The following is a 19866-nucleotide window of genomic DNA, read 5'->3' on the forward strand; positions in this document are numbered from 1 at the left end:
TCCCCGGCACGGACGCGGCGGGCGCCGGCCGGGTGCTGTGGGGGAGTGGCGGCCCGGTCCTGGCGCCGGGGAGGGGCATGGCGGTGCGTGGCCCGGTCCGGGCGCCGGGGAGGGGCATCGTGGTGCGGCCGGCGGTGGCGCCCGGCCCTCTCACCGGTCCACCCGCACGGCGGCCCCGGTGAGCTGGTCGCTCAGCTGCCGGATGTCCGCGTCCACCATGATCCGGGCCAGCTCCCGCGACCTCACGACGGGCTTCCAGCCGAGCAGTTCCTCCGCCTTGGACGCGTCCCCGATCAGTGCGTCGACCTCGCTCGGGCGCTCGTACTTCGGGTCGTGGCGCACATGCTCCCGCCAGTCCAGGCCCGCGTGCTCGAAGGCGAATTCCAGGAACTGCCGGACGCTGACCCCCTCGCCGGTGGCCACCACATAGTCGTCCGGGGTGTCGCACTGGAGCATCCGCCACATGGCGTCCACATACTCGGGGGCGTACCCCCAGTCCCGTACCGCGTCGAGATTGCCCAGGTGGAGCCGGTCCTGGAGACCGGCCCTGATCCGGGCGACCCCGCGCGTGATCTTCCGGGTCACGAAGGTCTCGCCGCGGCGCGGGGACTCATGGTTGAACAGAATGCCGTTGACCGCGAACATTCCATACGCCTCACGGTAGTTGACCGTAGCCCAGTATGCGTACGCCTTGGCGACGCTGTACGGGCTGCGCGGATGGAACGGGGTGTGCTCGTTCTGCGGCGGCGGGCTGGCGCCGAACATCTCGGAGGACGACGCCTGGTAGATCCGGGTCTCGATGCCGCTGGCCCGGACCGCCTCCAGCAGCCGGACGGCGCCGAGCCCGGTGACATCGCCGGTGTACAGCGGGGCGTCGAACGAGACCCGGACGTGCGACTGCGCACCGAGGTTGTAGACCTCGTCGGGCCGGATGTCGCGCAGCAGATTCACCAGCGCGACGCCGTCCGCCAGATCGGCGTGATGCAGCACGAACGAGCGGTCCGCCTCCTCGGGGCCCTGGTAGATGTGATCGATCCGCTCGGTGTTGAAGCTCGACGAGCGACGTATCAGCCCGTGGACCGTGTACCCCTTGTCGAGCAGCAACTCGGCCAGATACGAACCGTCCTGGCCGGTCACGCCGGTGATGAACGCGGTCTTCGCCACGGCTCCCCCTTCTGTGTTCGCCCGAGGGGCGAGTCGGTCATCGAAATTTCGGACTTTGGAATGTTCTGCGGCAAAAGGTCTCGGCGAGGTGCGGCCGCTGGCACAATCCGAGCCATGACGACCGATCTCCCCGGCCCTCCCCAGGAACCCGTCCGCCCCCTACTGCGCCCCGGCTCCCGCATATTCGTGGCGGGTCACCGCGGTCTCGTCGGCTCGGCACTGGTGCGCCGCCTCACCGCCGAAGGCCATGAGGTGCTCACCCGCGGCCGCGAACTGCTCGATCTGCGCGAGGCGGCGCCGACCGAGGCGTATCTGCGCGACAGCCGGCCGGACGCCGTCGTCCTGGCCGCCGCCAAGGTCGGCGGGATCATGGCCAACAGCACTTCTCCGGTGCAGTTCCTGGAGGACAACCTCCGCATCCAGCTCAGCGTGATCGCCGGAGCGCACACCGCCGGGACCGGGCGGCTGCTGTTCCTCGGGTCCTCCTGCATCTACCCCAAGCACGCCCCCCAGCCGATCCGCGAGGACGCGCTGCTCACCGGCCCGCTGGAGCCGACCAACGAGGCGTACGCCCTGGCCAAGATCGCCGGAATCACCCAGATCCAGGCGTACCGGAGGCAGTACGGCGCCGCGTACATCAGCGCCATGCCCACCAATCTCTACGGGCCCGGCGACAACTTCGACCTGGAGACCTCGCACGTCCTGCCCGCACTGATCCGCCGCTTCCACGAGGCGAAGCGGGACAACGCGCCCGAGGTCACCCTGTGGGGCTCCGGAAGCCCCCGCCGCGAGTTCCTCCACGTCGACGACCTCGCCGCCGCCTGCGTACGGCTGCTGGAGAGCTACGACAGCGACGAACCCGTCAACATCGGCTGCGGCCAGGACCTCACCATCCGGGAACTCGCCGAAACGGTCCGGGAGGTGACGGGGTATCAAGGACGGATCGCCTGGGACGTCTCGAAGCCGGACGGGACCCCGCGCAAACTCCTCGACGTCTCCCGGCTGTCCTCGATCGGCTTCACACCGCAGATCCCGCTGAAGGACGGCATCGCCCGCACGTACGCCTGGTGGCTCGGCCGGTCCGCCCCCCCGGCCTGACCGTCCACCCGGCCCTCGCTCCCGCATCGGCATGCCCGCCCGCTCTCAGTAGGCCCCGCGGCCGTCGGTGACGGCGCGCACCGTACGGGCGAGAAGCCCCATGTCCGTGGCCACCGACCAGTTGTCCACGTACCAGAGGTCCAGCGAGACGGTCTCCTGCCAGGACAGGTCCGATCGTCCGCTGACCTGCCACAGCCCCGTGAGACCCGGTTTGACCGCGAGCCGCCGGTGTTCCCGCTCGTCGTAGCGGGACGCCTCCTCCGGCAGTGGCGGGCGGGGCCCCACCAGGGACATGTGTCCCATCAACACATTGATCAGCTGGGGGAGTTCATCGACGGACGTGCGGCGCAGCGCCCGGCCGATCGGTGTCACCCGCGGATCGCGGCGCACCTTGAACATCGGCCCCGCGCCCTCGTCGGACGCGACGAGCTGCGCCTTGCGGCTCTCCGCGTCCGCCACCATCGTGCGGAACTTCCACATGGTGAACGGCTGGTTGTGCTGGCCCTGGCGGACCTGGCGGTGGAACACCGGGCCGCGCGACGACACCCGCACACTCAGCGCCACCGCCAGCATCAGCGGGGCCAGTAACAACAGCCCGAACAGCGCGCCGCACCGGTCCAGCAGCACCTTCACCGCCGCCTGCGGGCCGCGCCGCAGCGGCGGCGAGATGTGCAGCAGCGTCAGGCCGGCGACCGCGACGGGCCTGACCCGACCCGCCGCGACACCGGAGAGCTCCGAGAGCACACACAGGGCTATGCCCCCGTCGTGCAGCCCCCACCCCAGCCGCCGCAGCCGGTCCCCGGTCATCCGGGGCCCGGGAGCCACCAGCACCAGATCCGCCTCGTGGGCGAAGGCCCCGCCCAGCACCGTCGACACGTCGTCGTCCGCCGGGCACGAGGCCAGCCGCCCGGTGACCTGTACGTCGTGCTCCAGTGCCACCGGACCCACGGGTATCGCGGCCACCACGTCATACCCGTGGCCGGTACGGGAGGTGAGCAGCCGCACCGCCCGGTCGACCCCCGTCGCCTCGCCGACCAGCAGGACCCGCCGTGCCTGCCGCGCGGTCCGCCGTAGCGGCCGCAGACCCGTGACGAGGGCGGTCAGCCCCAGTCCCGGTGCCAGCGCCACGATCTCCGTCGCCGGGTCCACCGAGCCACCCGTCACCGTACGCAGCACGGCGAGCGCACCGATGAGCAGCAGCCAGTCGCCGGGCACGCTCAGCGCCCCGCCCGGCTCGGCGCGCGGCCGGTCCGCGTACCGGCCGCGGCAGGCCCGCAGCCCGGCCCAGACCAGCCCGCCCATGACCGCGGCGCCCAGCGGCCCCGACTGGTCACCCGCGCGCAGGAGCAGCCAGGCCGGCACGGCGAGCGCCAGGGCCTCGGTCAGGGCGAGCAGGGACGGACGCCGTCCCGCCCCCTTCCCGGCCCTGGCCGGGACCGAAAGGCCGCGCCGCACGGTCGGGGCCCGCCACAACTGCTCCGGTGCCACGGTGCGTGTCCGGGACGCGGCGGTGCGGGGGCGCGGCGCGCCCCGGAGCCCTACCGGTCCGGATGTATCGGTTTCGGGTATTTCGACATGCCCCATGGACCCCCCAGTCACGGTCGCACCCCAGAAACGCGGCGCATCCGCCGATCCCATGGACTGACGGATGCGCCATCGCTCGGTGCACGATATCCACACAGGTGCCATTTCGCTGGAGTTCTCGTGAAGTTCAGACACATCGGAGGCATGGCCGCGGCATCCCATTCGTGATTGATCTCGGCTTCTGTGTACGGGTGTTGGGATTTGAAGGATTTGAGCAAGCGCTTGCGGCCTCCCCGGTGAGGGTCCGACGGCTGATCCAGGGGCGTCAGCGGTACGTCAGCGGTACGTCAGCGGAACGGCAGGGCGGGGCCGCAAGCTGTGACCAGACCACGGACCGGATGCCCGGCAACGGACATCGACCACAGACCCACCGCATCTCACGGGGAGCCCCACATGCGTACCTCCATCCGCCGCCCTGCCGTTCTCGCCGCGACCGCCGTCGCCGCCCTCAGCATGGCGCTCACCGCCTGCGGTGGCGACGACAGCGGCAAGAAGGACGGCGCCGCGCCCGTCTCGGCACCGAAGGCCGCCGAGGCCGCCGAGGGCGAAGCGGGCACGGGCACCACCGGATCGGGTACCGAGGGCGCGGGAACGACCGGTTCGAGCACCGCGGGCTCGGGCACCTCCGGTTCGGGCACCGCCGGTGCCACCGCCGGTGCCACGCAGGCGGGCGCCAAGAAGAAGGCCGGTGTCACGGCCCCCGCCTGCACCGCCAACGACGTGAAGGTCACCGCGGCCAAGCAGGACGGCGTGCCCACCACGCACATCACGCTGACGGCGAAGAACACCTCGGGCAAGACCTGCACCCTGCTCCAGTACCCGCTGGTCGCGTTCGGTGACCTTCCCCAGACCTCCAAGGACGTCCCGCCGGTCGCCAAGAGCAAGCCGGGCACCCCCATCGTGCTGGAGCCCGGCGCCCCGGCCTACGCGGCCGTGCGGATCAACAACGGAGGCGTCGACGAGCAGAACCACGCCGTCACCTCCTTCTATGTGAACCTCTTCGCCGCCGACGGCCCCGCCGAGGGCAGCAAGACCGTGACCGCGCCCAAGGGCGGCATCGCCGTCGACGACGCCGTCGCGAAGACCGGCTACTGGACGTACGAGCTGCGCAACGGCGCCGACGACTTCTAGGACTCCGCGCACCACAGGCGGTTCCGCGGTCACCCGCTCATCGAGCGGGTGACCGCGTCCGCGCTGCGCCGGGACCCCAGGGGCCGGCTCAGCCCTCCGGGTCGAAGGGGATGCCGGACGGCTTCGCACGCGCCAGGTGCCCGTTGAACTGGCCGTCCTTGATGCCGAGGAGAGCGCTGCCGAAGTCCGCTGCGGCGAGCTTGTCGCGCAGTCCCCCGGGGTAGCCGTTCCAGCCGACGAGCGTGGGGTACTGCCATGTGCCCCGATGGTTCTCCGGCGGGTCGTCGTGGGCGGCGGCGGTCCGGAAGCAGTGGGTGCTCCCCCCGTCCTTGTGGTAGACGACCTTCGGGTGCGAGCCCTCGAACAACACCTCCGAGCGGGGGTGGACCGCGAACCCGCCGTGGGCCGAGGTGGACACGTACTCGACCTGGTCGCCCCGGACCCAGACCACGACGTGCTCCCAGTCGTGGCGGTGACCGGCGCTGCCCCCGCCGAGCGAGACCTGGTCCTTCTCGAAGTAGAGCGCGTACATGTAGGCGCACCAGCCGTTGTTGCACTTCTCCCGGGAGTAGCTGTTGCTGTTCTCCAGGTCGGAGAGGTCACGGCAGTTGCCGTTGACGTCCCCGCCGATCTTCAGACCGGGTGCGATGGTGCCGTCGGGTCCGATGGCCGGGCTCGCGTAACACCCGTCCCTGTCGTAGTCGAAGGCCGGCTGGAACCGCAGTTCGGCCTCCCCCGCGTTGCCGGGCAGTGCCGGGGGCGGAGCGGCGTGGGCCAGTGCGGGTGAGGCCAGCACCAGCACGGCCGCGGACAGCGCGGTGGCCGCGCCCTTGAACAGTGTCCGGGCCCTTCGGCCCGTCGGTCGTCGCCTGTCGGTCATGGTGTGGGTCCTCGGATTCGTCCGGGCGGGAATGTGCCGTGGGGTGGTCGAACGGGTGGATGCCGTGGGCCCGCCGCGTCGTGCGCGTACGCACAGGGGCGGCGGTGGAGGGCCGGCTTCAGCTCTCCTGGGCGGCGTTGAGCAGGTCCAGGGCGCTGTGCTGACAGCCGTTGCCGGTCAGGGTGAAGGGACCGGCCCAGTGCGGGCCGTACTGGGCGAGCGGGTTACTGTTCCTCGCCCGGAGGGTGGCGGCCTGACGGTCGAGGTAGGCGCTGTAGGGGTGGTCCGGCAGATAGGTGTTGAGGATGCCGAGCCCACGGGCGTAGGCGCCCTTGAAGGAGTCGCCGTCGGACGTGCACCCGGTGCCGTCGGGCTCGTACGGCTCGTGCAGGGTCCCGCCGGGGTTGAGATGGCCCGACGAGGTGGAGGAGCCGGCCAGGGCGCGGGCACTGTCCAGCAGCGCGTCGTCACCCGTCGCGCGGTGCAGTTCCGCGAGACCGGCCAGGATCACTCCCTGGTTGTAGGTCCAGGTGGTGTCGCCGTTGTTCGCGCAGGCGGAGTCGAGGCCGTCGTTGACGGTTCCGCCCGAGTTGATCATGCCGCTCCTCCGGAACCAGGCCCACTCGTCCTCGGCCCGCCGGAGATACGTGCTGTCCCCGTCGATCCGGTTGTGCAGGGCGGCGTTGAGCTGGAGGTAGAGCTCGTTGGTGACGGCGTTCTTGTAGGGCTTGTCGGTGGCCCACTGCACCCCGCCGCCGCACGTGGAGGTCCAGTAGTCGTGCATGTGGTCGGCGTCCGTGCGGGCGGTCCGCAGATACCGCGCGTCGCCCGTCAGGTCGTACGCCGCCACCCAGGCCAGACCCCACCAACCGGTGTCGTCCAGATAGGAGTTGGTGAAGTCGCCGTCCTCCTCGTCGATCAGCTTCCCGTACGTCTCCGAGATCGCGTAGCGGTAGCTCGGCATGCCGCTGATACGGATGTTGTCGATCAGGGAGGTGAGGGAGGTCGCCGATGTCCACCAGCCGGCGAACTTCCCGGAGTCGCGGTCGTACCCCATCATCAGCGCGGTCGCCGCCGCCGTGCTCGCGCTCCATGCGTTCCAGTCGGTCCTGGCCCAGCCGGTGCAGGCGATCCCGGCCCGGTCGCCGGCCTTGCCGCAGGCCCGCAGCGCGCCGATCCCGCCGGTGTCCCACTGGTCCACGTTGTACATCAAGGTGCGCCACCCGGCCGCCCCTTGCGGGACGGCGGTCGCACCGAGCCTGCTCCCGGAGGCCCACGACCGGCCGCCGTCGAAGGACCGGTCCAGCCAGACCTGGTCGCCAGGAACGGCGTTCTCCACGGAACCCCACCCCATGACATCGTTGTCGGAGAGATGGAGCGCGAGGGTGCGGCCATGGAGGGAGGCGGTGACCGGGGTGCGGTCTCCCGCGGCGAGGCGGGGGTCGCGGGTGTCGCAGTACGTGTTGCACACCTGGCCGGCCTCCCGGGCGGCCGGCCGGTCCGCGTCCCGGGCCGTCTCCAGGCGGACGGCCCAAGATGTCTCCCGGGGTGCGGCCTGGGCCGTGGCGGGCGGGATGCCCGTGGTCAGCAGGGTGAGCAGCGAGACCGTCAGGGCCGCTCTGCCGACGTATGACGTGCGCGTGGGGAGCACGGCGGGGTCCTCCAGCGTTCTCAAGGGAGCGTGCGTCTCGCCGCAAGAGAACCGGCCTCGGCCTGTCCATGTCAATGACGTCTCTCGCGTACGAGTCCGGATCGGGCCTCGTCGGGCCCTCATCGAGCACGGGGCGAGGCCCGGTGAGACCCGGGTCGGGCCCGCGTCGGGTCCGCGGGCCCAGGGGGGTGCACCCGTGGTGCGGATCGGCGGCGGTCATGGTCGTCGGCGGCGTGCTGTCGGACGGGGAGGGGAGAATCGCGGCATGCAGATGAAACTGACCGCGATCACCCTCGACTGCCCCGACCCCCCGGCACTGGCCGCGTTCTACCGGCAGGCCACCGGGTTCGGGCTGCACCCCGATTCCCACGAGGACTTCGCCGGTCTCACGCGCGAGGACGGCCTCTTCATCGGCTTCCAACGGGTGGACGGCTACCGGCCTCCGCAGCGGCCCGGCCAGGACGCTCCGCAACAGTTCCACTTCGACTTCGCGGTCGATGACCTGGACGAAGCCGAGTCCGTACTGCTGGAGTTGGGCGCGGGAAAACCCGAGCACCAGCCGGACGCCGACCGGTGGCGGGTCTTCACCGACCCGGCCGGGCACCCCTTCTGTGTGACGGCGAAGTGACGTCGGGGCCGCTCGGCACGGTCAGTTCGCGTCGGCGCCCGCGGCCGGGGGCGAGCCGTCGAGCGGCCGGAGGAAGCGGCGCTCGTACCGCTTGATGCAGCGGGTTCTGCGCGCCAGTTCGAAAGCCTCCTGGCACTCGGGGTCGGACATGCTGTCCTCGCGGTACTTCTCGTACCTGGCGAGGCTGGGAAAGGAGAAGAGGGCGTAGGCGATGTCGCTGTCGCCCTCGCTCGGCAGGAAGTAGCCGTGGTGCGTCCCGCCGAGGCGGTTGACGAGCCCCACCCAGCGGCGACCGTACTCCTCGAAGTCCTCAAGCCTGTCGGCGTCGATCTCGTACCTGAGATGAATGGTGATCATGCCCCCATGATGCCGCCCGGCTCCTTCATGCCCGGCTCCGACCCGGCCCCCGGCGCCCTTGCCCTTCCCTTGTCCGATCCCTGCCCGTCCCCTGCCCGTCCCCTGCTCGTTCCGCACCGGGCGAAGGCTCTCCCGGTGCGGCCGTGGAGGCGGGGAACGGGCGTTGTCAGTGGTCGCACGTAGGTTGCTCCGTGTCCCGCCGTTCTGGCGCGGAACCCCCTTTGGCGTATGAGGAGATGGCGCGTTGTCTGATTGGGAGAGGTCGAGCACGGCACGGGTGATACCACCCGCACGGCCGCGCAAGCTCGCCAAGGTCCCGTTCGTCGAACTGGCCGACGGACGGGTGCAGGGTGTGGTGTCCAGCGGCTCGGACATCGGACGGGTCTACGTCTCGTCGGTCGCCGCCGGGACCTACGCGTTCGCCTGCAGCACCAACAACAACCGGCCCTGCGGTGGGGCGCGGGGCGCGTTCTGCAACCACATCCGGGCCATGCTCAACGAGGCGGTGCTCCAGTACGGGGCCGCACGCGTCGCCCGCTACCTCAAGGTGGAGACCGCCGACGAGGAGCTGAGCGGACCCGTCATCACGGCGGGCATGAGCGCCGCTCGTCCGCCGATGGGGGATTCCGGCGCGTCCGCCGCCGTCTTCAGCCGGTTCCTGCGGCACCTGGCCTACCTGGAGCTCGCGCCGGACACCGCGCCGTTGCCCGAGATGCAGTGGTTCCCCCCGACCAGGGCGGTGGCGTGATGCGTACCGACCTGCTGACCGGGACCGTTGACGGGCTGGACGAGGCCATGGAGGCCGTCGACGCCTTCGACCGGGCCCTTGTCGCCGGGCTGCTCCGCCCGCAGTCCGGCGGGGAGGCCGGCCCGACCGCGCTCGCCCGTGCCGTCGCCGGGACCCCGCTGGCCGCCAGGGTCGCCGAAGCGGCCGGGAAGGCCATGGCCGGAGCGGCGGGCGAGGACCACTTCGTCGCCCTCGCCGCCGTCCGTACGGCACTGCTCGGCTCCGTCCACGACGCGCTGATGTGCCGCGTCGACGAGGCGACCGGCCGGGTCCGCACGGACGAGGACGTCCGGGCCCCCGAAGGACAACAGGCGGCGAACCTGCTCACCGCCGCAAGGGCGTGGCTGTCCGAACTGGCGCGCTGCGGATGGCGGGGCATCGACCACGACCTGGTCGCCGGTTCGGCGGAGATCGTCTCCGCGATGCTTCCGGACGCGGCCCTGCGCCGGCCGGCGACGCTCCTCGACGGCTTCGCCGCCGAGCTGGCCGCGTCCTGCCCCGGCGCGTCCCTCGAACGGATTCCCGTACGCCGCTGGGCCGACCTGTGGTCGCGCGGCATGCTGCTGACGCTGCCCGGCGCGGCCGGCGTGCCCACGACGGGTGTGGCCACCGGCCGCCTCCTGCCCCTCGGCGTCGACACACAGGAACATCCGACCGCGGTGCAGGCCCAGGTGTACGCGGTGTTCGAGCCGGCGGACGGTTCCGCACCCCGCCTGGTACGTGCGAGCGTGTCGGTGCCGAAGCCGGACACGGTGGTCGGAGCCGGTCTCTGGCAGCTGCTGCGCCCGCGCATGTCACTCCTGGCCGCCGTCGGCGAGGGCCGCTCGATGGACCTGACCGGCATGCCGGTCACCGCGGAGGGCGACCTGATCTGGAGCGACGAGCACGCCCGCCCGGGGGAGCCCGCCGACGCCTTCGCCACCGCCCGTGTGGCCCTGTCCACCGCGACCGCTTCGCCGACCGCGCCCCTGGACCGGCACCCGGCGCGCATCGCCGAACCCGTCTTCCTGGAGGGCTACACCGCCCGGGAGGATGACGACGGCACTCTGACGTTCACGCTCGCCGGGCACGACCTGTCCGTCGACGGCGACCGGGTTCCGACCGCCGGACCGCTGACCCCGGAAGCCGTAGCCAAGTCGAACGCGTGCATCGGCCTGCTCCGCTGGGACGCGGGCACGTTCAGTGTCCAGCCGCTCGCCGTCGAGAGCACCGTACGGAAGAAGGCTGCCGCGCTCCACGCCGGGGCCTGGGCCGGGGGTACGGCGGACAAGGCCGGGGTCAAGGCGGAGAAGGCCGCCACCGATGCCGCGGCGGTGCTGCGCGAGCGCGCCGGAAGGCTGTTGCGGAAATGACCGACCGGATCCCTGGGGAGACCTCCCAGGACAATCGCCGTCAGGTCATGTACTGGCGTCTGCTCGCCCGGCTCTTCGACCCGGAGGAGCAGGCGACGCTGGAGTCGGCGAGCCTCGCCGTCATCGAGGACATCGGACTGCCGCCCGCTCTGCTGGATCCGCAGGCATCCATCGATTCGGTCGTACAGCGCCACCCGGAGCTGACCGCCGAGTTCGACGGCCTGATGGTGCCCGGATCCGACGACGGAGCCGGGACCGCTGAGACCGCTGAGGCCGGGACCGACGGCGGTGACGACGACGGCGACGGCGTCAGCGGCGGAGACGGACGGGACCGAGCCGCCGAGGTGCGGCGTGCCGCGCTCGTCTCGAAGGTGCTGCTCAACGTCTACCAGCCGCGTACGGGCACCGTGACCGCCGGACAGCTGTCCCGCTGGCAGTCCGACGCGGGCTGGCTGGAGCGCGCCCTCGGTTGCAGGCCCGGCGAACTGCGCGGCGGCCGGGCCGCAGGGGCGTCGGGTCCGGGCGTCTCCCCGACCGGTTCCGGCGGACGCGGCACGACGCCCGACCTGAGCCGGCTGATCCCGGAGATCGGCCCGGAGCTGGGCTCCATCGAAGCCGACCTCGTCAAGCGGATGCGGCTGCGGGAGGTGCTGGCAGACCCCCGGCTCGCCGCTCGGCTGACCCCGAGCATGTCGCTGATCGAGCAGCTGCTGCGCGACAAGGACAACCTGTCCGGTGTGGCACTGACCAATGCCAAGGCCCTGATCCGGCGCTTCGTCGACGAGGTCGCGGAGGTGCTGCGCACGCAGGTGGAGAAGGCCACGGTCGGAGCCCTGGACCGGTCGGTCCCGCCCAAGCGGGTGTTCCGCAATCTGGACCTCGACCGCACGATCTGGAAGAACCTCACCAACTGGGACCCCGAGGAGGAACGGCTCTACGTCGACCGTCTCTTCTACCGTCACACCGTACGCAGGACGACGCCCCAGCGGCTGATCGTCGTGGTCGACCAGTCGGGCTCCATGGTCGACTCGATGGTCAACTGCACCATCCTGGCCTCGATCTTCGCCGGTCTGCCCAAGGTGGACGTCCACCTGATCGCCTACGACACCCAGGCGCTCGACCTCACACCATGGGTGCACGACCCCTTCGAGACGCTGCTGCGCACCAACCTCGGGGGCGGGACCGACGGCACGGTCGCCATGGCGCTGGCCCAGCCGAAGATCGCCGAACCACGCAACACCGTCGTGGTGTGGATCTCCGACTTCTACGAGTGGCAGACCGAGCCGCTGTTCGAAAGCATGGCCGCCATCCACCGCTCGGGCGCCAAGTTCATCCCCGTCGGCTCGGTGACCAGCTCGGGCCGCGCCAGCGTCAACCCGTGGTTCCGGGAGCGCTTCAAGGACCAGGGGACGCCGGTGCTCTCCGGCCACATCCGCAAGCTCGTCCACGAACTCAAGACGTTTCTCACGTAGGGCGTCCGCACCTCACGAGCGTACGTACCCGCTCACCCGGCGCTCCGAACTCGGAGCCCAGCAACCCGAACTCAGACCGAAGAACCTCGAAAGGCCCAGACATGTCCGACCTGTTGCGCGCCCCCGCCGAGATCAAGTACGCCGAGGAGCTGCAGTGGCTGGAGTCCCTTGACGACGGCCCGAAGCCCTTCTCCTGGCGTCTGTCGCCCAAGATGGTCCGTCTGTTCATCCTGGGTTCCGAGCGCTCCGACGGCCTCGACCGGGAGATTCCCCAGAAGTGGTACGGCGACCGCAGCCTCGTCGAGCGGGCCATCGTCACCCTGGCCTCCGATCGCGGTCTGCTGCTCATAGGTGACCCGGGAACCGGCAAGAGCTGGCTGGCCGAGCTGCTGGCGGCCGCGATCTGCCGCGACTCCACCCTCGTCGTGCAGGGCACGGCGGGCACCACGGAGGACCACATCAAGTACTCGTGGAACGTGTCCATGGTGATCGCCAAGGGCCAGTCGCGGGAGTCGATGATCCCGTCGCCGATCATGACCGCCATGGAGTCCGGCGCGATCGGCCGCTTCGAGGAACTGACCCGTTCCACCAGCGACGTCCAGGACGCGCTGATCTCGATCCTGTCGGAGAAGTACATCTCGGTCCCGGAGATGGACAGCGACAACATCGTCTTCGCCAAGCCCGGCTTCTCCGTCATCGCCACGGCCAACAGCCGCGACCGGGGTGTCAACGACCTCTCCTCCGCGCTCAAGCGACGCTTCAACTTCGTCCGCATCCCGGTGGTGACGAACAAGAAGAGCGAGGCGGAGATCGTCCGCTTCCGCACCGAGGAGCTGCTGCGCCGGCACGAGATCGAACTGGACGTGCCGCCGACCCTGCTCGACGTGCTGTTGCAGAGCTTCGCCGATCTGCGGGCCTCGGCCGCCGCGGCCGGCAGCGACGACGAGAAGCTGGAGTCCGCGTTGTCGAGCGCCGAGCAGATCGGTGTGCTGGAGGACGCGATCCTGCACAGCAACTTCTTCGGTGAGCGCGAGCTGACGGCCCGCACCCTCGCCGCGTCGCTCGTCGGCTCGCTGGCGCGGCGCGAACCCGAGGACCTGGCCATCCTCAACAAGTACCTGCACGGCGTCGTCGAACCGCGCAGCAAGGCGGAGGGCGGCTCCTGGCCGGAGTTCCTCGAAGGCGGCCGCGACGCGATCGCCACCCTGTCGTGAGCCCCGTGAGCCCCGTGAGCCCCGTGAGCCCCGTGAGCCCCGTGAGTCCTGTGAGCGAGGGGGCGACTTTCGAGGCGTTGCGGTCGCAGCTCCAGGAAGCCGCCGCGGAGTTCGCCGACGGCCCCGACGCGCTGGAGGGCATCCTCCTCGGCCTGGTCGACGACGTCGACCGGGCGGTGCGCGAACCGCTGGAGATCTTCCCCGTCTGCCACCACTCGCCGGCATCCGCGACGGCGATGGCCAGGCGGCTGCGGGAGAAGCGGCCCAAGGTCGTCTACCTGGAGCTCTGCGAGGACATGGCGCCGCTCCTGTCCGAGCTGCGCAACTGCAGACTCCCGGTGGCGGTACAGGCGTTCGCCAGCGAGATCGACGGCTTCCCGGCCGAATGGGCCCCGCTGTCCGTCGTCGCACCGATCACCGAGGCGTCGGCCGAGTACCAGGCGATCGCCTACGCGCTGGACACACCGGGCGTCGAGCTGGTCCTCGTCGACCGTTCCTCGGACCATGTGTTCCAGTGGCAGACGCGCGGGACGCGGTCCGCCCGGCCCGCCGACCCGGACGCGCCGCCCGCCGAGGAGGAGGCGGCGCTCCACGGCGACGCGGTCGGCGTGGAGATCGGCGACCTGCGGCCCCGATTCGCCGAACTGGAGACGCACCTGCTGCACCGCGGCAGGGTGCGGCACTGGTCGGAGTGGTGGCACCAGTACGTCGAGCTGCCGCTCGGGGACAGCGACCACGACACCTACCGACAGGTCATGCTGCTGATCGGCAGCCTCTTCCGGCGTCTGGCGCCCGGGGACCCCGAACGGGTCCGCGTGGACGAGGACCGGGAGCGCTACATGTGGACCCGGATGCGCGAACACCTCGCCGCGTCCGGCACCGACCCCGCGGACTGCCTCTACGTCTGCGGCGCGTTCCACGCCTCCAGCCGCGTGGCGGAGTTCGGCGTCCACGGCACCGGCGGCTTCGAGATCAGCCCGCCCAGCGCCACCACCTGGCAGCACGGTCTGATCCCGTCCAGCCACGCGGCGATCGAGGCCCAGTTCGGCCTCGCCGCAGGCTCCGTGTCGATCGCCGCCACCCAGTGGGCGATGAACCTCAAGCGCACCGGGGTGAAGCCGTTCCGGCTGGCGGGACAGGCGGGCACCAAGAAGCCGGCGAAGCCTCGGAAGGCGGCCGCTCCGGCCGTCCCCGGCGCGGCGCCGGACATCTCCACGGACAAGCTCTCCGGTTTCCTGCGACGCCCACCCGCACTCGACCGGCTGGACGAGGCCGAACTGCTCGGCTGGTCGGTCGAGATCGTGCGCTCCGCGCGCCGCAACGGCTATCTCGCCTCCACCGCCGACGCGATCGCCGTGTTCGAGACGTCGATCCTGCTGGCCGGGATGCGGGACCGGGCCAGGCCCACGCCGTACGACTTCCAGGACGCGGCGATCACCTGCATCGAGAAGGAGACCGTGCCCGGCCGGCGCGACGTGCGCCGCCTGGTGGAGATCCTGATGGGCGGCGACCGGGTCGGCCAGGTCGGCTACGACTCCCTGCCGCCGCTGGCCCGCGACGTGCACGACCGGCTGGAGCCGCTGAATCTGAAGCTCCAGCAGCGCGGTGTGCGGCGGGCGTTGCTGGACATGTCCGCCCGGCCGGAACTGGAGCACTGCTCCGACGTGCTCTGGATGCTGCGCCGCCTCATGCCGGACGGCGCCGCCCGGCCGATCATGGGGGAGCGGGACCTCGGCAAGCGCTCGATCCAGGAGTCCTGGGACCTGGCGCTGGGCACGCACCAACGGGCGCTCATCGAGCTCGGGTACGAAGGCGTCAGCATCGAGCAGGTCCTGGAGCAGCGCCTCCGGCGCACCGCCTACGCCCCGAACGCGACCACCGCCACCGTCCTTGAGGCCGTCGAGGACGCGGTGCTCCATCTGCGCGGCGGCCGTCTCGCCGATGAGCTGGGCACCCGTGCCCTGGAGGTGCTGGCCACCGAACGCAGCGTCGACGGGGCGCCGGAGGTGCTGCGCCGGGTGCGCAGGCTGCTGGCGTACTACCGGATCAGCCGTCCGGTGCTTCCCTCATGGATCGAGTCGTTCGCCAAAACGGGGTACGCGCACTACTGCACCCTGTTGCCGACCGCGTTCACCGACGAGGAGGCGACCGCCCGGCAGGTCGCCGCGATGCTGGGCTTCCTGTTCAGCATGGAGAGCCTGGCGCTGTCGCTCGGCTGCGACCGTACCCAGCTGGAGCTGGCCTTCGCACAGTCGCATCCGCAGGAACCGCCGAAGGTGGCGCTGCTGTGGGCGGCGCAGGTGCAGCTCGGGCAGCTCTCCCGTACGGAACTGCGCGCACGGTGTGACGCATTGCTGGCCGACCCCTTGGTGGTGCAGGTCTATCCGCGCTACCTCAGCGGATTCCTGCACGCGCTGGACCCGGTGCCGCAGCTGGCCGACTTCGTCGTGGAGGCGGTGTCGAACGCGTTCGCACGGCTGCCGGACCCGGTGCTGCTGCCCTGGCTGCCGACCCTGATCGGCACGCTGCGTGCGGACGGGTCCGAGCTCGCCCCGCTGCTGATCCGTGAGGCCGGACGGGTCTTTCCGGGCCGGCTCGCGGCACTGGACGCATGGGTGCCGCCGTGGCAGGCCCTGCCGGACGCGGCAGCACCGCCACAGGCGCCCGCCGGGGGCAGCCGCGCCGTGCTGCTCGCCGCCCACCCCGCGACCTGCGACAGCGTGGCGGAACTGCTCGGCTGCGACGGAACGTGGGACACCTCGGCCCCCGGCCCGTCGTCGGACGGCGCGGTCCTCGCGGGCCGCCACCCGGACACGGCGGCGGCACTGGAGGCACTGCTGACGCACGCCTGACGCCTGTAACCCCGATTGAAGACTGCCCGATCGACGCCTGAGCCCCGACACCGGGCACCTGAAGCCCCGAAACCGGGCACCTGAGGCCCCCGACACCGGGCACCCTGAGGTCCTGGCGTTCAACGCCCGGTCCCGAGGGGGCGGGCAGCCCCGCACGCCGTACCCACGCTCGGTGGCGCCCCGGAGTATCCGGGGCGCCACCTGATGCCCGGCGCCCGACGTGGCGCCTCGGGGAGTACCGAGGGCGCTCCGGGCGGTTACCGGACACCCGGCCCACCGTCGGCGCGCGGCGCCGCTGGCCGGAATGACACCGACGGTGGTCCGGCCGACCGTACTTCCGACACCTGAACGGATGCCCGGTGAAGCACCGAGGTGTGGTGCGTAGCGCTGACAACGCCAGTGGTGAGCCCGTTCTTCTCCCACGCAGCGGCCCATGGAAATGGTCTTCCCGACGCTTCCACGACAGCCACCCGGCGGCGCCCCGTCCGTCCTCGCCGACGAATCCCTTTGGCCACCTGACGATTGTCCAAATAGTGGGGCACGTCCAAAAACGCGATCACTCTAAGGTGGAGGGGTTCCCGACTTTCTGCTCGTCGCCGACCGGGGCTGAGGAGAGTTGTCATCATGGCCATCGTCCATATGCCCATTGTTCGCGCGCCTGTAATGTTTCCGGGGCCGGGGCATGTCCGGTGCGCCCGATGCGAGAGCTGGTCGCGGTGACCGATACCGTTCCTGCCGGTCGGGACGCCATCGACCCGTATTCGGACAACAGCTCCGCCGCGTCTGACAGACGAATGGCCGGACCCCGGGAAAAGGTCTTCGGAAGTGCACGGTGACCGATCGCCTGGGCTTCAGTCTTACGCAACTGCGATATTTTGTTGTATCCGCTGAACTCGGCAACATATCGGAGGCCGCGGAGAAGCTGTGTGCGTCACAGTCAACGGTTTCGTCGGCGGTGATGAGGCTGGAACGCCAGCTCGGTGTGCAGCTGCTTCTTCGCCATCACGCCCGCGGGGTCACCCTCACTCCCAGCGGTCGGCACCTCCTGGGCGAGGCGCGTGCGTTGCTGGGGCAGGCCCTGAGCCTCAAGGCCCAGGGTGACGCCCTGGCGAGCGATACCGCCGGCCGGCTCGACGTCGGATTCTTCTCCTCGATCGCCCCCTTTCTGCTGCCCCTGGTCCACCGCACGACCAAGGAGCGGCATGTCGCACTGCAGTTGAACGTCTACGAGGAATCCGCGGACCGGCTCCTGGAGTTCTTGCAGGACGGCCGATGCGAACTGGCGGTGACGTATGACTTCTTGTCCGTCGGCGCCAGGTTTCACCCGCTGGCCGATCTGCCCGTGCACGCCCTGGTCGCCGACAGCGATCCGATGGGCAGGGCAGGCTTCATCGGGTTGAGTGAATTGGCCGCCCGTCCGCTGATCGCTCTGAACGCTCCGGCCGTACTCCAGCATTTCGAGATGATGTTCGCTCGTGCCGGCGTCTCCATGCCGCAGGTGATGACGACCACGAGCATGGAGACGATGCGCGGGCTGGTCGCCGAGGGTTCCGGGTTCGCTCTCATGTACCAACGCGCTTCGCACACGATGACGTTGGGCGGCGGAAGGGTGCGGGCGGTCGAGATCGCCGGGGACATTCCCTCCGTGTCCCTCGGTGTGGCCATGATGCCCGATCTGACGCTGAGCAGCCGCGGCAGGGCCTTCTTCGAAGTGCTGAGATCGACGGTCTCGACCGGCCACGAAGTGCATTCCCTCGTGTGAACCGGAAGACCCTTCGGCGTAACCGTCGAGAAGAAATCCATGTGACCGTCGAGGAGTCTCCCGTGCAGCCCACTTACGGTACGAAGAGCGGTGCCGAGCAGGTCGTCGTCCTCTCCGCGAGCACGCCCGAACAGCTCACGGCGTCCGTCGACCGGCTGGCCGGGTTCCTCGACCGTCACCCCGACACCGACCTCGCCGACCTGGCCTTCACGCTCCAGGCCGGACGGACGGCGATGACCGAGCGGTACGCGGTCGTGGTGTCGTCGACCGCGGAACTGCGGACCAGCCTGCGTACGGGCCGGGGACGCCGGGGCACCGTGGAGGCTTCCGGCGGTCTGCTCGCGCAGATCACCGGCGGCAGCGCGCTGCCGGAACTGCTGGTGCAGCGGTGGATCGCCGCCGGGAGGCTGTCCAGCCTCGCGGCACTGTGGGCGTCGGGCGTCGAGGTGGACTGGGAGCGCCTGCACCGGGGCGCGCCACGCCGGGTCGTGCCGCTGCCGACGTACCCGTTCGCCCTCCGGCTCACCGACGCCCCGCGCGAGGAGTCCGGCGACGCCCTCTCCGTCGCCCCGCCCCGTGACAGCGCATCCGTCGACGGCCCGCGCCCCCGCCTGCTCACGGGCACGGAGGGCGAACGGTGGAACCTCTCGCGCGGTCAACTGACCATGTACCGGGACCAGCAGCGCTGGTCGGAGCCGACCGCCTTCAACCTCCCGATCCTCTTCGAGATCCACGGCAGCCTGGACGAGGCGGCCCTGGAGCGGGCCATCCGCGCCCAGACGGAGATCCACCCCGTGCTGAGCGCGGTCTTCGGCGAGCGGGACGGCGTGCCGTACATGGACATCGACCCGGCCCGGGGCCCGTCGTTCGACCGGGTCGACCTCGTGGCCACCTCACGCGTCGGGCAACTGGCCGAGTTGCGGGCACTGGTCGACGTCCCGTTCGACCTGGCCACCGGCCCGCTGGTCCGGACGCACCTGGTTTCCCTTGCCGGGCAGCGTCGCCTTCTGATGATCACCGTGCACCACATCCTGATGGACGGGACGTCGACAGCGGTCCTGATCCGCACGCTCAAGGACGCCTACCGGGGCGGGGGAAGCCTGAGCCGGGCCACCTACGGCGACTTCGTCGTCTGGGAGGAGGCGATGCTCGGCGGCCGAGGAGCGCAGCGGCACCGGGACTACTGGGTCCGTGAGCTGGCAGGGCCGCGTACGGCGCCCGCGCTGCCGTACGACCGTCCGTTCGACCCGAAGCGCATGCCTCGTGTGGACGTGGCGATGATCAAGCTGTCGCCGACGCTGGTCACCGCACTCGCCGACAGGGCGAGGGAACACCGGGTCAGCGTCGCCACCGTGCTGTTCGCGACGCACGCGCGGTTCCTGCACCGGCTGACCGGACAGAGCGACCTGATCCTCGGCCTGACCGCGGCCGCCCGCTACGAGGAGCGGTTCAAGGACGTGGTCGGCCAGTTCGTGAACTGCCTGCCCATCCGCTGCGAGGCCACCGGCGCCTTTCCCGAGCTGCTCAGATCCATGCAGCGCAAGATGGTCGCCGGTATCGAGCACGGCGCCTATCCACTGCTGGAGATCACCCGCGCGCTGGGAGCGGAGCACGAACCGCTGGTGCTGACCAACTTCCTGTTCCAGAACTTCGACGGCGCCGACCTGCTCACCAACGATGCCCCGGCCGGCCGGGGCGAGTTGGACCTGCGGATGTTCGACGACCTGCCCTACGCCGGAGAGTATGTGCTTTCGATGGAGTTCTATCGGGAGGGCGAAGGGTACAAGGTGTTTCTCAAATACGACGCGAACGTATTCGACGAAGCCACGGCGCAACGCATGATCGGCGAGTGGCATTCGGTCATCGAGAACGAGCTGGGTGCGCAGTAGGGGCTGTCCCGTAATCCCTGGTGGATCAGCGCCCGCCGGGGATTA

At 70.6% G+C, this 19866-nt stretch carries 15 protein-coding genes; 10 read left to right on the top strand and 5 right to left on the bottom strand.

All coding sequences use genetic code 11. The annotated features are described in order from the left end of the window. Nucleotides 1-150: 150 nt before the first annotated feature. Nucleotides 151-1164 (bottom strand): GDP-mannose 4,6-dehydratase, encoded by a 1014-nt coding sequence (gene gmd, locus OG251_RS31205; protein ID WP_326680226.1) that lies wholly within the window; start codon nt 1162-1164, stop codon nt 151-153. A gap of 114 nt (nt 1165-1278) precedes the next feature. On the opposite strand from gmd, the gene OG251_RS31210 reads away from it, so the two are divergent. Continuing rightward, the gene (locus tag OG251_RS31210) at nt 1279-2262 is read left to right on the top strand and encodes a GDP-L-fucose synthase family protein (protein WP_326680227.1); all 984 of its coding nucleotides are present in this window, start codon (nt 1279-1281) and stop codon (nt 2260-2262) included. A gap of 45 nt (nt 2263-2307) precedes the next feature. Here OG251_RS31210 and OG251_RS31215 read toward each other — a convergent pair whose 3' ends face one another. Next, complete coding sequence (locus tag OG251_RS31215; protein WP_326680228.1) at nt 2308-3846, bottom strand: sugar transferase; 1539 nt, start codon at nt 3844-3846, stop codon at nt 2308-2310. A 393-nt stretch (nt 3847-4239) separates the two neighbouring features. Between OG251_RS31215 and OG251_RS31220 the strand changes: the two genes are divergently transcribed. Continuing rightward, entirely contained in the window at nt 4240-4977 is a 738-nt protein-coding gene (locus tag OG251_RS31220) for a DUF4232 domain-containing protein (RefSeq protein WP_326680229.1), read from the top strand. An 88-nt stretch (nt 4978-5065) separates the two neighbouring features. On the opposite strand, the gene OG251_RS31225 is transcribed toward OG251_RS31220, so the two are convergent. Both OG251_RS31225 and OG251_RS31230 read right to left on the bottom strand, forming a co-directional pair. Next, on the bottom strand, nt 5066-5857 hold the full coding sequence (locus tag OG251_RS31225) for an NPP1 family protein (protein ID WP_326680230.1): 792 nt from the start codon (nt 5855-5857) through the stop codon (nt 5066-5068). A gap of 118 nt (nt 5858-5975) precedes the next feature. Further along, nucleotides 5976-7379: a glycoside hydrolase family 76 protein gene (locus OG251_RS31230; RefSeq protein ID WP_326681475.1), complete on the bottom strand. Its 1404-nt coding sequence runs from the start codon at nt 7377-7379 to the stop codon at nt 5976-5978. Between the two features lie 400 nt (nt 7380-7779). On the opposite strand from OG251_RS31230, the gene OG251_RS31235 reads away from it, so the two are divergent. Next, the gene (locus OG251_RS31235) at nt 7780-8136 is read left to right on the top strand and encodes a VOC family protein (protein WP_442818438.1); all 357 of its coding nucleotides are present in this window, start codon (nt 7780-7782) and stop codon (nt 8134-8136) included. Between the two features lie 21 nt (nt 8137-8157). On the opposite strand, the gene OG251_RS31240 is transcribed toward OG251_RS31235, so the two are convergent. Beyond that, a complete protein-coding gene (locus tag OG251_RS31240; RefSeq protein WP_326680232.1) occupies nt 8158-8493 on the bottom strand; it encodes an NIPSNAP family protein in 336 nt (111 codons plus the stop codon). Nucleotides 8494-8737: 244 nt separating this feature from the next. Here OG251_RS31240 and OG251_RS31245 point away from each other — a divergent pair, with 244 nt between their 5' ends. The 7 genes from OG251_RS31245 to OG251_RS31275 all read left to right on the top strand — a co-directional run bounded on the left by OG251_RS31245 (nt 8738) and on the right by OG251_RS31275 (nt 19821). Continuing rightward, nucleotides 8738-9241, top strand: coding sequence for a hypothetical protein (locus OG251_RS31245; RefSeq protein ID WP_326680233.1), 504 nt, complete (start codon nt 8738-8740; stop codon nt 9239-9241). Continuing rightward, nucleotides 9241-10632 carry a hypothetical protein gene (locus OG251_RS31250; RefSeq protein ID WP_326680234.1) on the top strand — a complete coding sequence of 464 codons (1392 nt, stop codon included), beginning with the start codon at nt 9241-9243 and terminating at the stop codon, nt 10630-10632. The genes OG251_RS31245 and OG251_RS31250 overlap by 1 nt, the downstream gene beginning before the upstream one ends. Then, on the top strand, nt 10629-12104 hold the full coding sequence (locus tag OG251_RS31255; protein ID WP_326680235.1) for a vWA domain-containing protein: 1476 nt from the start codon (nt 10629-10631) through the stop codon (nt 12102-12104). The genes OG251_RS31250 and OG251_RS31255 overlap by 4 nt, the downstream gene beginning before the upstream one ends. A gap of 101 nt (nt 12105-12205) precedes the next feature. Then, nucleotides 12206-13318 carry an ATP-binding protein gene (locus tag OG251_RS31260; RefSeq protein ID WP_326680236.1) on the top strand — a complete coding sequence of 371 codons (1113 nt, stop codon included), beginning with the start codon at nt 12206-12208 and terminating at the stop codon, nt 13316-13318. Between the two features lie 41 nt (nt 13319-13359). Beyond that, nucleotides 13360-16170 (top strand): hypothetical protein, encoded by a 2811-nt coding sequence (locus OG251_RS31265; protein WP_326680237.1) that lies wholly within the window; start codon nt 13360-13362, stop codon nt 16168-16170. Nucleotides 16171-17002: 832 nt separating this feature from the next. After that, a complete protein-coding gene (locus tag OG251_RS31270; protein WP_326680238.1) occupies nt 17003-17932 on the top strand; it encodes a LysR family transcriptional regulator in 930 nt (309 codons plus the stop codon). Nucleotides 17933-17994: 62 nt separating this feature from the next. After that, nucleotides 17995-19821, top strand: coding sequence for a condensation domain-containing protein (locus OG251_RS31275; protein ID WP_326680239.1), 1827 nt, complete (start codon nt 17995-17997; stop codon nt 19819-19821). Nucleotides 19822-19866 lie beyond the last annotated feature (45 nt).

This window comes from Streptomyces sp. NBC_01237, from assembly GCF_035917275.1.
Classification (GTDB): Bacteria; Actinomycetota; Actinomycetes; order Streptomycetales; family Streptomycetaceae; genus Streptomyces.